Source organism: Mucilaginibacter terrae (assembly GCF_042679325.1).
Classification (GTDB): Bacteria; Bacteroidota; Bacteroidia; order Sphingobacteriales; family Sphingobacteriaceae; genus Mucilaginibacter; species Mucilaginibacter terrae.
This window is the reverse complement of the sequence record NZ_JBHTMJ010000018.1, coordinates 107,550-121,897: the sequence shown is the minus strand read 5'-3', so window position 1 is coordinate 121,897 and position 14,348 is coordinate 107,550. Positions and strand designations below refer to the sequence as shown.

The 14,348-nt window shown below is 42.7% G+C and carries 9 protein-coding genes; 3 read left to right on the top strand and 6 right to left on the bottom strand.

Annotation, left to right across the window (positions count from 1 at the left end; all coding sequences use genetic code 11):
• Positions 1-2 precede the first annotated feature (2 nt).
• Together ACFQ3S_RS18075 and uvrC are read left to right on the top strand one after the other, a co-directional pair.
• A complete protein-coding gene (locus ACFQ3S_RS18075) occupies positions 3-2,240 on the top strand; it encodes a penicillin-binding protein 1A (RefSeq protein ID WP_377167090.1) in 2,238 nt (745 codons plus the stop codon).
• Between the two features lie 332 nt (positions 2,241-2,572).
• Positions 2,573-4,417: an excinuclease ABC subunit UvrC gene (uvrC, locus tag ACFQ3S_RS18070; protein ID WP_377167088.1), complete on the top strand. Its 1,845-nt coding sequence runs from the start codon at positions 2,573-2,575 to the stop codon at positions 4,415-4,417.
• 65 nt (positions 4,418-4,482) lie between these two features.
• Here uvrC and porN read toward each other — a convergent pair whose 3' ends face one another.
• From porN to ACFQ3S_RS18040, 6 genes are all read right to left on the bottom strand, one after another.
• Complete coding sequence (porN, locus tag ACFQ3S_RS18065) at positions 4,483-5,445, bottom strand: type IX secretion system ring subunit PorN/GldN (protein WP_377167086.1); 963 nt, start codon at positions 5,443-5,445, stop codon at positions 4,483-4,485.
• A 16-nt stretch (positions 5,446-5,461) separates the two neighbouring features.
• Positions 5,462-6,997: a type IX secretion system motor protein PorM/GldM gene (porM, locus tag ACFQ3S_RS18060; RefSeq protein ID WP_377167084.1), complete on the bottom strand. Its 1,536-nt coding sequence runs from the start codon at positions 6,995-6,997 to the stop codon at positions 5,462-5,464.
• A 43-nt stretch (positions 6,998-7,040) separates the two neighbouring features.
• The gene (porL, locus tag ACFQ3S_RS18055) at positions 7,041-7,838 is read right to left on the bottom strand and encodes a type IX secretion system motor protein PorL/GldL (RefSeq protein ID WP_377167082.1); all 798 of its coding nucleotides are present in this window, start codon (positions 7,836-7,838) and stop codon (positions 7,041-7,043) included.
• 65 nt (positions 7,839-7,903) lie between these two features.
• Positions 7,904-9,214 carry a T9SS ring complex lipoprotein PorK/GldK gene (gene porK / locus ACFQ3S_RS18050; protein WP_377167080.1) on the bottom strand — a complete coding sequence of 437 codons (1,311 nt, stop codon included), beginning with the start codon at positions 9,212-9,214 and terminating at the stop codon, positions 7,904-7,906.
• 241 nt (positions 9,215-9,455) lie between these two features.
• Positions 9,456-10,214, bottom strand: coding sequence for a uroporphyrinogen-III synthase (locus tag ACFQ3S_RS18045; protein WP_377167078.1), 759 nt, complete (start codon positions 10,212-10,214; stop codon positions 9,456-9,458).
• A gap of 27 nt (positions 10,215-10,241) precedes the next feature.
• Positions 10,242-11,192, bottom strand: a complete 951-nt coding sequence (locus ACFQ3S_RS18040; protein ID WP_377167076.1) for a DUF4271 domain-containing protein — start codon at positions 11,190-11,192, stop codon at positions 10,242-10,244.
• A 171-nt stretch (positions 11,193-11,363) separates the two neighbouring features.
• On the opposite strand from ACFQ3S_RS18040, the gene ACFQ3S_RS18035 reads away from it, so the two are divergent.
• Complete coding sequence (locus ACFQ3S_RS18035) at positions 11,364-14,192, top strand: ATP-binding protein (protein ID WP_377167074.1); 2,829 nt, start codon at positions 11,364-11,366, stop codon at positions 14,190-14,192.
• Positions 14,193-14,348: the final 156 nt, after the last annotated feature.

Here is a 14,348-nt window from a genome sequence, read left to right as displayed (position 1 = left end):
GCATGCAAGTTAAACTTACCCAACACGAAATACGCAGCTACAACTGGGTTATCTGGAAAATAGCCATTAGCTGTTTTGCGCTGTTCGTGCTTATTATAGCCCTTACGGCAATAGGCGTATTTGGACCCCTGCCCTCTTTCCGCGACCTGGAAAACCCTAAAAGCAACCAGGCTTCACAAATTATGTCGTCTGATAAACAGGTATTGGGTAAATACTTTGTTCAAAACCGTTCTAACGTACGCTATAACCAAATATCGCCCAATGTAATTCACGCCCTCGTGGCCACCGAAGATAATCGCTTTTACAACCACTCGGGTATCGATTTTGGCCGTACTTTCACTATTATTTTCTATAACTTAATAGGTAAAAAGCAAGGTGGCAGTACTATTACCCAGCAGTTAGCGCTTAACCTATTTTCCGAAAGATCGCACGATCCGTTCAAACGCATCATTCAAAAATTACAGGAATGGGTGATCTCGGTTAACCTTGAACAACGTTACACCAAGGAAGAGATATTAACTATGTACCTGAACACGGTGGATTTCGGTGCTTACAATACATTCGGTATTAGTTCGGCATCGGCTACCTACTTTAATGTAACACCCGATAAGTTAACGCCCGATCAGGCTGCCCTCTTAATAGGTATGGTCAACGGTCCGGGTGTGTATTCGCCTATCCGTCACCCCGAAAACGCGTTGAGCCGCCGTAACTTTGTTTTACGCCGTATGGCCGAAGAAGATTACCTGAGCGAAGGCCAACTGGAAGAATTCAAAGCCCGTCCGCTGGGTTTGGATTTTCACCCAACCGATCATAACGAGGGACTGGCTACTTATTTCCGTTCGGTACTGCGTAAAGATGTACAGCGGATACTGAACGAAGAGGGGATGCGTAAATCGGATAATACGCCTTACGACCTCGACCGTGATGGTTTAAAAATTTATACTACCATTAATTACACCATGCAGCAATACGCTGAAGCTGCTCAAAAAGAATACATGAAAGCCTTACAGATCCAGTTTAACCAGCACTGGCGCGGCCGTAGTTTATGGAAAGCTATTCCCGATTTTAAAATGCTGTTAGATCAGGGCATGAAACGCTCCGACCGTTACCGTTCGCTTAAAATTCAGGGAAAATCAGACGAAGAGATCCGCACCGACTTTAATACACCGGTAAGCATGAACCTATTTACCTGGCATGGTAATATAGATACCACCATGAAACCGGTAGACTCTATTGTGTATTGTAAAATGCTACTACGCAATGCTATGATGAGTATGGACCCTACAACAGGTTTTGTGAAAGCATGGGTAGGCGGTATAGATTATGAACACTTTAAATACGACCAGGTAAAAATGGGTACGCGCCAGGTGGGTTCTACCGCTAAACCGTTCACTTATGCGGTGGCTATTGATAACGGCTTTTCGCCCTGTATGCAAATTAATAACGTACCCGATACCATTTACGGTTACGGCAAGCCCTGGTGTCCGGGTTCGGCCCCATCCGAAACCGTGCCGGGTATGATCACGCTTCGCAAAGCAATGGCACGTTCGCAAAACTGGGTTACGGCACACGTAATGAAAGAAGTAACCCCCGAGCCGGTTATGCAGCTGATTAAAAAAATGGGCATTACCAGCGATGTTCCGGCGTACCCTACCATTTGCCTGGGTACGTTTAACGCTTCGGTGCTGGATATGACCGGCGCCTACAGTGCCTTTGCCAATGAGGGTTTGTGGACCGAACCTACCTACTTGCTCCGCATTGAGGATAAGAACGGCAACTTGCTGTACGACCGTAAAGCTCGTGTGGTACAAGCCATGAACCCGCAAACCGCCTATGTAATGACCTATATGCTCAAAGGTGTAGTTGACGAGGGCACAGGATGGCGCTTACGGAGCAAATATGGCCTGCGCAACCCTATAGGCGGCAAAACGGGCACCACGCAAAACAACTCCGACGGTTGGTTTATTGGTGTTACCCCGCAATTGGTAACCGGCGTTTGGACGGGTTGCGAAGATCGCGCCATCCACTTTCGCTCTACTAACTTAGGAGAAGGGGCCAACAGTGCGCTGCCTGTTTTTGCCCTGTATATGAAACGTGTATATGCCGATAAAACCCTGGGTATTAAACAAAATGTAGACTTTGCCATGCCTAAAACGGGCATTAATATTACGCTCGATTGTAATGCCTACAGCCAGCAGCAGCAGGGTACAACCGAGGTGGAAAATAAGTTGGGATTTTAAGCTCAAGAGACAAGAATCAAGAGACAAGACGATTTTGCTTGCTATTACCCTATCCGTCATGCCAATGAATATAAGCATCCCACGTGCTGAGCCTATTGCTGGTAAACACTTAGCATCCGGTTTGGCGTGGTGAGTTGCTGAAACAAGTTCAGCATGACTATATACTCTGCCCGATCCAGGCGTCCACGCCTAATCGAAACGATGGTAAGAGCGTTCATGCTCACGTATAATTGAGCGCAGATTAATACAAACAAAACCTATTAACCGTTATTACATTAAGAAACATTAATACTCCTTTGCCGATGTGGCCAAGTTTGAGGGAATTTGAGTTTATGTTTGATTACAAAGAAGCATTAAAAAATATACCGCATAAACCCGGCGTTTACCAATATTGGGACGAGCATAATACACTTATATATATAGGTAAGGCTAAAGACCTGCGCAACCGTGTGTCGTCTTACTTTGTAAAAGACCAGCAAATTAATGCCAAAACGCGTGTTCTAATTTCTAAAATACGCAATATTACTTTTACCATTGTTGATACCGAAGTAGATGCCTGGCTACTCGAAAACAGCCTGATCAAGAAGCACAAACCCAAGTATAACATTGATTTAAAAGACGACAAAACCTACCCCTGGATAGTAATCAAAAAAGAGAATTACCCTCGCATATACTGGACACGGAATGTGGTTAAGGATGGCTCAAAATACCTTGGCCCCTACCCATCTGTAAGTATGATGCATACCATTATAGGTGTTATTCGCGAAACCTATCCGCTACGTACTTGCAACCTGGCCTTAACCCGCCAAAATATTGATGCCGGCAAGTTTAAGGTCTGTTTAGAATACCAGTTAGGCAATTGCAAAGGTCCCTGCCAAAACTACCAAACCGAGGAAGACTACGACCGCAGCATTAATGAGATTCAGGATATATTGAACGGCAAGATAAGTAACGTAGTAAAAGAGCTGAAAACTGATATAGAAAGCGCCGCCATGAACCTCGATTTTGAGCAGGCACACCGGCTAAAACGCAAGTACGATTTGCTGGAGAAATACCAGAGCAAATCTACCGTGGTTAATACTTCCATTACCGATATTGATGTGTTTAGTATTGCATCCGAAGAAAAATATGCCTTTGTGAATTACCTGAAGGTGATGAACGGTACCATTATTCAAACGCAAACACTGGAACTGAAAAAACGCCTGGATGAAACAGACGAGGAACTGTTAACGCTCGCAATTTCGGAGTTCAGGATCAGGTATAATAGTACCTCGCGCGAAATTATTGTACCGTTTGACATTGAACTGGATGATGACAAAATCAAATTTACCGTACCCAAATTAGGTGAAAAGAAAAAATTGCTCGACCTGTCGCAAAAGAACGTCCATTTTTTCAAACGTGATAAAATAGAACAGTACGAAAAACTGAACCCCGATGTACGTACCGATCGCCTGCTTACGCAAATGATGAAAGATCTGCGCATGAACCAGCTGCCCCGACATATTGAGTGTTTCGATAACTCCAACTTCCAAGGCAAGTACCCCGTATCGGCCATTGTGGTGTTCAGGGATGGTAAGCCATCTAAACGGGATTACCGCTTTTTCAATGTAAAAACGGTAGAAGGACCTAATGATTTCGCTACCATGGAAGAAGCCGTTTTTAGGCGCTACCGCCGCATGCTGGATGAAGGCGGCGTATTACCCCAACTAATTATTATTGACGGGGGTAAAGGACAATTATCATCGGCCGTGAACAGTTTAAAGGCCTTAGGCATTGATAAGCAATTGACCATTATAGGTATTGCCAAACGTTTAGAAGAGCTATTTTATCCGGGCGATCAATACCCCATGTACCTCGATAAACGGTCGGAAACATTAAAGATCATTCAGCAATTGCGTGATGAGGCCCACCGCTTTGGCATAACGGCTCACCGTAAAAAACGCGATAAAGGCACTCTTGCTACCGAACTGGAATTAGTCCCGGGCGTAGGCCGTCTATCTGCCGAAAAGCTGTTGAAATATTTTAAATCAGTGAAAAAAATAAAAGAAGCTACGGTGGTGGAATTGCAGGAGGTGGTGAACCTGAAACAGGCGCAGGCGGTGTTGAGTTATTTTGCCCCCCAGCCCCCTGAAGGGGGAGCGGAAGTCATACAAATAACAAAGGCCGATGATTATTAAACATCGGCCTTTATGATTATAATATTGAACAATCTTTTGCTCCCCTTAGGGGCTGAGGGCTTCGCTTAATATTGCCACAAACCCAATTCCCAGTCCAACAAGGTTTTCTTTACCTTTTCTGATTCGTAAAGTTTATCAATTCCTTGGGCGTAGTCTTTAATGCGCTCATCTTTCTGGTTGGATACCTTGACTATTACACTGGCAAACAAGCGTTTCATAAACACATCGTCGAAGCTTAAACCGGTTGCATCATTATTACGGCTTACGGCTTCTTTAGTGGCCAGTACCTGGCGTGCTTCAGGAAAATAAACCCAAAACGCCGGTTGAAAGTCGGTATCTACACCACCTGCTTTGATCTTGATCAAGGGCGCAATGCCAATAATACGCGGTTCAAAAATAGAGCGCTGTTTGTCAAATACCCAGTCTTCTTTAATACGAAAGCGTATTACACTATCGGCGTTAAATTCACCGGCCTGCATACTCGATCCTATTTTATCACCATTTTTATCAAACTTATCAACTATGGTACTATCAGCCATTTTTGATTGTGCCTTACCGGGTGTGAGTGGTATAGCAAAACTATCACCGTTTGGATCATCCTTGCTGGGATTGGCATCGTAAGCGGTAAGTTCACCGGCCGCCACAGCTATCATCAGCACATCAATTAACCTCGATTTTGGTGAAGCCATATACTGGTTCATTTTTTCGCGCAGGTCAATTTCGCGCCATATCCTTTTGGCATATACAACGTCAGCTTCGCGCAGGTTGGCATAAGGAGTTACACGGGCACTTAAAATGTTGGCTTTTTTGTAATAGCCATCAATAGGGCGTTCAAAAGTTTTGGCTTTTTTACTGGTATCAACAGTTTGTTGCGCATTAAACGTGGTATTAGCCGTGTTGTTTTGCGCACGGTTGGCCGCTTTACGGCTCGCCGCTGTTGTACGTTTACGTGTAGTGCCTTTCTTTTGAGCGTATGTACCCAAACAAAATAAACTCAATAGCCCCACTACCAAAATCTTCCGTCTCATATGTAGTTTTTTGTTATTAATTTGCTGCTATAATCACATCATCCAAACCTCGCTGGGCACCATCGGGGCCTACAGCAATTACGTTGGTGAATATAACCCTTGTACCCGGTGTAATGGTTGCCATAGCCGAACGCATTTGGCCAGACAGTTCATTACCACTTGTTGACAACAAAATAGGATCTTGCCTTGGTTTAATAATTACCAGGTTAAAGCGCTGAATGCTGAAGTTAGCGTCAAACTCAAAGTTTTCTAACTTGGCAAACACCCTGTCTTGTCCTTTTAAGTTAGCAGCAGAGGTGCTACCACCACTTTTGCCACCAAACACGGTCTTCGGATCAGGTATACGTTTTACACGAAATAAAGTTGACCCTAAAACCTGGGTTTTTCCAGGAGATGCTTCACCTGATACGGTTACGTTAACCGTGCCCGGTGATGATACCCTTGCCGTGAACGAACCGCCCGAACCGCTAACCGAACCGCCAGACATGCTTACACGCAATTTATCTTTAGGAATACCCGGAGCAGATACCGATAATGGGTTAGGTACGCCAATGTACAACACGTTCATTTTTTCGGCAGCTACCGTAGCCGATGGCTTGGCTACCTGGTACTGCTGCGGAGCAGTTTTGTATTCTTTAATAGTACCGTCGTTTTGCCTTACCTTAACAGTACCTATCCAGGTACGCATACCTTCGCCGCTTGTACCGGTAGTGTAAGTACCCCTGCCTTCTGTTACTTGTAAACGAGAACCGTTAACAGCAATTTCAGGATTTGACTTTGAATCGTATGCGGTTAAGAAAACATCGGCTTTGTAAGGCTGACCTGCAATAATATAGCTGCTTGGAGCTACGGCTACGGCCTGAAATTTATCCAGGTTAACCACAGCCTGATCAACTTCGCCTAAAATCTTTTTTACCACTTCCGACTCCGCATTTTTAGCATCACCCTGAATTTTGGTTAAAATGGTCATGGCAGCACCCATAGGAATACCATCACCAAAATTTGCCTGCTCCCAGGTTTTTGCGGTGTTACCACTTTTGGCTTTAGGGGCCTCAGCCGATAAAGACAGCTTAACACCCACGCGTTCTTTTTCGGTAAGCAATGCCATTAATTTTTCGCGGGTTTCATCAATTTTTTTATGCAATTCCTCCGCTTTCTTACCGTTGATCATTACTTGCGATGAGATATCCAAATCATCACGTTTTTTGTAGTCACCAGTAGATTCTTCTATACCTTCGGCTTTTTCGGCCAGTACTTTTTTGAGCTCTTCAACGTAATTGTTAAGTTCATTTGCTACTGAACTGGCAGTTTTAGCCTTATCGTAAATAGGTTTGGCTCTTTCGGGCTGTTCTTTTAGTTTGGTTTTTTCGAATGCGTCAAATGTATTATCTATACCAGATTGTACGTTTGATTTTGATACCGATATGTTATCACTTATGTTTTTAAATGCGTCTAACAAGCTATCGGGCACGTTTAGTGCCACTAAGCCTAATAATACCAAGTACAGGATGCCAATCATCCGCTGCCTTGGGGTTTCCTTACCTCCAGCCATGTGTTTTTAATTTAAAATAATTGTAATAGGTTAATTAGTTAAATTAATTAGCACGTGGTTGGTTCATGGCCGTTAACATGTTACCGTATATGTTATTTAATGAACCTAAGTTTTTAGCTAAACGGCCAACTTCTTCTTTAAACGCTTTTGAATCTTCTAACGATTCGTTAAAGTTGTTCATAGTTAATGACAGGTTTTGGTAAAACTTGTTCATTGATTTTAAGTGAGCGCTCGAGTCTTGTAATTCCAGTTCGTAAACCGCATTAAGGGCCGATAAATTTTTAGCCAGGCTGTTTACCTGATCATGGTAAGCTTTAGAATCGATATTAGAATTAGCCATTTCAGATAAATTAGCTGAGGCTTTATTGAATGAGATACTCAGGTTATCGTAGCTTGCACCGGCAGCTTTAACTTTACTGGCAAACTCGGTAGTTGCGGCACCGGCATCAGCAACTTTAGATATGGTAGAAACTTTATCGCTGAAAGTTCTTAAACCATCGCCCAGGTTACCGATCAGTTCGGGGCTTATTTTGGCATCTGCCAACATTTTATCTAATGCGGCGGTATGTCCGGTGTTAACCTGCGGAGTAACCCTTTTAACTGGTTCGCCCGCATAATCGTCAGCTAATTCAGGGTAAGCCTTGGTCCAGTCAACCTCTGCAACTTCTGGTTGTAAGCCTAACAGTAAGAACAATGCAGCTTCTGTTAATAACCCTACGGTTATAAGTAATGATGCATAAGGAAAATGTTGAATCTTAAATAATAAACCAACGATAACGACACTTGCACCGATGGAAATAATGTTACCGATACCGTACTTTGATTTTTTCTTGCCAGCCATAATTAATTAATTTGTAGTGTGTAGATTGTTTTATTTGAGTGTTTGATTGATTGCTTGCTGTAATATTAACGTTTGTCCCTGAAATCGCGGCCTACGAAGTGCGATACACAACGAAAACCGATGTATGACTTTGCGGTATCCTGAAACTCGTAGCTGCGGGTGGAGTTCTGTAAAAAGTAACCTATATCTTTCCATGATCCGCCACGTACCACTTTGCGTTTAAGCACTTCAGGATCGGTTGCTTTAGCCTCATAGTTAAACGTAGGCGACATGTCGTGTACAAAGGTAGAGGCGGCTTCGTCAAAGGCAGATTGCGTCCACTCCGATACGTTGCCAGCCATATTGTATAAACCGTAATCGTTAGGGAAATAAGAACGTACGTTTACCGTGTACGCGCCACCATCGTCGGTATAATTACCACGGCCCGGCTTAAAGTTTGCCAGTAAACAGCCTTTTGCATTTTTTACATAAGGGCCGCCCCAAGGATAATTGGTACCCATACGACCACCGCGTGCCGCATATTCAAATTCAGCATCGGTTGGTAAGCTATATGGCATGCGGTGAGGCAGGTTACGTGAATCCTTATAAGCATCATTATAGCGTGATCTCCAAATGCTGAAAGCTCTTGCCTGACGCCAGTTTACACCTACCACCGGATAATTTTGGTAAGATGGATGTGAAAAATATCCTTCAACCATAGGCTCGTTGGCCGCGTACGAAAAATCATTTAACCAAACCAGCGTATCGGGGTAAACCCCAACCGTGTCTCTGAAAATAAAATCAGAGCGTTTTTTGTTTTTATCAAAGCGTTGCTCCGAAGCACTACGCAAAACCATCATCGCATAATTATATTTCAATAAACGGGCATCAATTTCGTTGCGGTCAAACACCCGGTCATCGCCCTGGTAATACATACCATCCAGTTTACCGGCGTTGGTGGTTTGGCCTTTACGGTTACCTCCACGAAAAACAGGGTTCTTTTTCACATATTCCCAGTTAATATACTTTTTACTGGCTGCAGCAGGGTCTTTAGGCTTAACGTAATATTTATCATCGTTGAGGTAAGTGGTTATGGCTATGGAATCGCGCACCCAGTTTATAAATTGCTTGTAATGGCTGTTGGTGGTTTCGGTTTGATCCATGAAAAACGGAGAAACGGTTACCTGTTTGGTTTGCGAAATTTGAGCAAAGGTTACGTCCTGGTCGGTTTGCCCCATTAAAAATGAACCACCCGGAATATACACCATACCGGCAGGCAATTCGGCCCTGAAGGGGCGGTTACGCACACCCAGCACCTCTCCTCTGTCGCTGGTATTACAACTGCTCAAAACCACACCCACTAACAACACTAACAAAAGAAAATGCCTCGTTTTCATGCTTACAATATCTATCCTAATTGTTTGTTTTATAAGCTCCGAATATACTGTATGCAAGTGTAATTTTTTTAGTGTTAAATACCTAAAAATACTCATTTGTAATTTATCTTAATCAATATTCAGGCGCTGCCTGATATGATTGGTCTAAAATACTAAATTACAGTATATTATCAAAGCTTGTTTGGCTTATACGTGAAAAACACCCGCTAAGTTGCAGTGTAAACAGCAGTTTTAAAAAAATCTACTTGTTAACTTGCTTAACGTATTGCTCTATTGCCATGGTCATAGAGGGTGCCCCGGGGGTGGGTGCAGGAATATCCAGAATTAAGCCCGCTTCTAATACTGCCTTATGGGTAGTAGCTCCAAAAGCGGCAATACGGGTGTTGTTCTGCTGAAAATCGGGGAAATTTTGGTAAAGCGATAATATGCTCGATGGGCTAAAAAAAGCGATGACATCGTAAAACACCTCAGCCAGGTCGCTCAGATCGCTACATACGGTACGAAACAGCACGGCGGGGGTAAAATTATAACCATTAGCTATCAAAAACTTCTGGGTTTCTTCGGCGGCTACATCTGAGCAAGGGTATAAAAATTTCTCATTCGAATGCTTTTTCAGTACCTCTGCAAGGTCGGCTGCGGTTTGTTTACCGAAAAATATTTTACGCTTACGGTACTGTATATATTTCTGAAGATATAGCGCAATAGTTTCCGACAAGCAAAAATATTTCATATCAACCGGCACCTCAAAGCGCATTTCTTCGCAAATGCGGAAAAAATGATCGGCCGAATTGCGGCTTGTAAAAATAACCCCTGTAAAATCGGCCAGGTTAATGCGTTCTTTACGAAACTCTTTAGCCGGCACACCCTCCACATGGATAAATGACCTGAAATCTATCTTTAAATTTAACTTCTTAGATAGTTCAGCATACGGATTCTTATCGTTCTCAGGTTTGGGTAAGGTAACCAATATACTCTTAACCTTTTTCTTTCTGTCTTCCAATTTATATCTATCTAACTACCTAAGTTTCTAATTGTTCAGTGCCTTAATCAGTATCAAAACGGGGCAAATTTCAAGGGCACAAAGATACGTAAATAAATAAAATTTATGAAATCTAAAATTGGAAATTATATTTACGCTGCTACGCAGGTATTGCCAAATAAATATAACCACCACTAACAATAAAGCTACAGACAAAACATAAGGTATATATTGTGTAGCCAGTAAGCTAAAGCATAACGATAGTGGTAAAAAAACAAATGTGATATTAAAATAAGTAAGGTATAGTATGGAAATATATTCGCCTACCAGCCGGTTTACATTAAAAACAAAACCTAAAAAGCGTAATATTAATAGCTTTACCGCAAATAATATAATAATTAGCAGGGCAAAAGAGCCAAAAAGCTGCACACCGCTAATGCTGTAATAAACCTCATAATAGGCAGTTAACTGGTATAAAAACAAGCCGAAGGTAAAGCCGAACAGTATAAACAATCCTAAAAACGCCCACGAATTCAGCAGGTTTTCTTCCTTGCTCACCTGCGATAGGATGTGGTTGTTGTAAAAAGATTGCAGCACATTTTTAACGTCTTTGCTCATAGCCCTGTTTAACAAGGCCATATAAACCAGCAGCGATATTATAATTGCTATAACCCATTGGTCGCGTGTGCGGCGGGCCCTTCCCTCGCGCATCATACTTTTATGATTACCCTGCGGTTCTAAAAAATCGTAGCCCCGGTACACTTTAACTTTAAACATGCTATCTAAGAACAAATTCCGTCGTCCAGGATCGGGGAGTTTGATGAAAACATGGGCAAGAGAATCCTGCACATATTGCTGCCGGTACTTTAGCGCATGGGCTACCGAATCGAGCAGGTTACCGGCAGCGGAGGGGGGCTGGTAGTAACGCTTTTTTATTACAGTATCGGGCCGGGCAAATTTTGCAGTATCTGTTTGAGCAAAGGCTGTTAAGCATCCCAAACAAAGTAAAAACAGGAAATATAATTTTATATTACGCAGCACCTGCTGCAAAGATACGAATACACTGTTGACGGCTGAAGCGATAAATAAAATTTATCGTTATGATAATATAAATTAAAGACGCTGGTTTTTTACTACTTTGCCCTTTCAACCGCATTTTCCTGTTACTTCATGATCCTTAATTATCACTCGTTTAATCCCAAAGCCGCCACTACCTCCCTGTTACTTTTATTTTGCACCTGCTTAATATGGGCACAAACACCCGAACTATCCCGACTTAAAAAGATCAAAAATGCCGATTCGGCCATGTTGTATGCTAACGAACTGATTGTTGCGGCAAAGCAAAAACACGACCAGCCGCAGGAAGCCAGGATTTTATACCAACAATCGAAAATAGTTTACCGCACGGGAGATAATGTTAAGGCACTCAGTTACGCCCGGCAGGCATTAAAACTAACCACCCCTGCCGATTCCAATACCTATGCTAACTCATCAACCATGATTGCCTACATGCTGAGCCAGCAAGGTAAAGATGTTGAAGCCCTGAACGTAGCCTTTAAAATTTTACGCGAAACCGATACGTACGGCTGGAGAAAACTAAATGTTTACAGTTTGGCCTGCATAGCCGATTTGTACCGCGGTATTAAGAACATACCCAAGGCACTTACTTATGCCAGGCAAGCTGCAGAAGGTGCAAAAGCACTAAAAGATACGGCACAATATATTTTTACGTTGAGCACCTTATCTAACTTATACTCCGATCAAAATGTACGTACACCCACTTCAGTAGCCAAGGCGGTTTCATTGATGAATATCATCCTGTCACCGCCTTATGTTGATTTGCTAATGCCATTTGACAAAGCACGTTACTTGAGTAATTTGGGCCGCTTGTACGTAATACAGTTCGATACAAGGGCTGAGGCCGTATTAGAAAAATCACTTGCTATATCGCGCGCCGAAAAATTTGCCAAGTTGGAAAGAGTTGCGCTTATAGAACTTACCACATTTTACATAAAGCAAAAAAAATATCAAAAGGCTATTACATCCGGCGAACTTGCCCAAACTATAAATACCGGGGTTGAAAACACCGTATCGTCACGTAAAGATTTGTTACAAAAACTGAGCTGGGCACATGAGGGTGTACACAATTACCAGAAAGCACTATTCTATTATAATAAAACCACCCAACTACAAGACAGTACACTCAATATAGATAAAGCCCACGATGCCGCCGAACTTGATAAAAAATACAAGAAAGACAAACAGTTGATTTTTGCAGCGGCCAAAACCAAACTGGTACAGCAGCAACGTAATTTTATTGTTGTTTTGGCCATATTGGTGCTTGCCGGGTTAATAGCCCTTTACCGCTGGGTGAATTACAAACGTAAAAAACAAGCGTTTTTGCTGGTGCAGGAAAAAGAGCAGCTGGAAAAATTAGACGCTTTAAAAACACGGTTTTTTGCCAACATAAGCCACGAATTACGAACACCGCTTACCTTGATTATGGGCCCTGCCGATCAATTGCTAAATAAGCAGGCCGGCAACGAGGAGCAGCAACAACATGCATTACAGGCCATTGTGCGTAATAGCCGCAAGTTGCTCAACATTGTTAACGAGTTGCTGGATCTGGGTAAAATGGAATCGGGCAAATTGGTACTAAAGCTAAAGCCTATATCGTTAGCGCCGTTCATTAATGTTATATACCAGGCATTTTCTTCGGCGGCAGATTATAAAAGGATCAATTATCATTTAAACAGCAAAATAGATAAAAGCATATTTGTACAGCTCGATCAGGATAAGTTTGAAAAGATAAGCAACAACTTAATTAGTAACGCCATTAAATTTACACCAAGCGATGGTACCGTTACCGTAACAGCATCCATAAATACCAGTAACATTGAGTTTGATGTAGCTAATACCGGTCCGGGCATTCACCCCAATGATCTGCCGTATATATTTGACCGTTATTACCAGGGCCACCATGCTAACCAGCCTTTGGAAGGTGGTACCGGAATAGGGCTGGCCATTGCCCGCGAGTTTGCCGAACTGATGGGAGGCAGTTTAACTATTAGCAATACCTGGGGCGCAGGTTCTACCTTTAAGGTCAGTATACCGATGGTTACAGCATCAAATTACCCTGTTGAAGCAGACGGCGATTATACACCACCTGCTTATAACAATAAAAACATGAACAAGCCATTGGTACTCATTGTAGAAGACAACCCCGAAATGGCAGGGTACATTACCAGCATACTAAAACCTACACATACCCTTATCAACGCCTATAACGGGTTCGAGGCTCTAAACATGTTACAACAAATGGCCAACCTGCCCAGCTTAATCATATCTGATGCCATGATGCCCGAAATGGATGGCTTCACTTTATTAACTAAGCTTAAAGAAGACGCAGTGTACTGCACCATACCTGTTATTATGCTCACCGCCCTGGCCGATAGCCGTCACAAATTAAAAGCACTTCATATTGGGGTTGATGATTATGTGACCAAGCCTTTTTTAAATAACGAACTAATTGCCAGGGTAACCAACCTTATTAATAATGCGGCAGCCCGGCTCAAATTATCAAAACATGACACAGAAGAACTACCGGATGACCATACTCCGCTCAATAATACCGAAGATATAATTGCCCAAAACGAAGCCGGGTTGCTGCCGCCATCGCCGGCAGATATGGCCTGGCTTGCCGAGTTGGAAGCAGAAGTAAGAAAACATACTGGTAAAGTAGATTTTAACCTGGTTATGCTAAGTTCGGCAGTTGCTATCAGCGAACGTCAATTATTTCGCCGGGTAAAACAAATTACCGGCCTTACCCCTAATAAATATATACGCGCCATCAGGTTGCAAATAGCGCGCGAAGCTATTGAAAGCGGTCGTTACCGTACTATCTCCGAAATATCATACGCTGCAGGATTTGATACACCGGCCTACTTCAGTAAACTCTTTAAAGAGCACTATGGTATTGAGGTGAATGACCTCTTGTAAATGATATAAAATAATCCTATCAATTGCTTGAAACAAACTACCGAACACCCACCTGGCGGTTTGTTTAACCCTAATGGCGGTTTTGTTAACTTAAATGGCCGGTTTTTGGAGTAAAATGGCAGTTTTTTTCATGCTGAATAATTGAGTTTTGCTTCA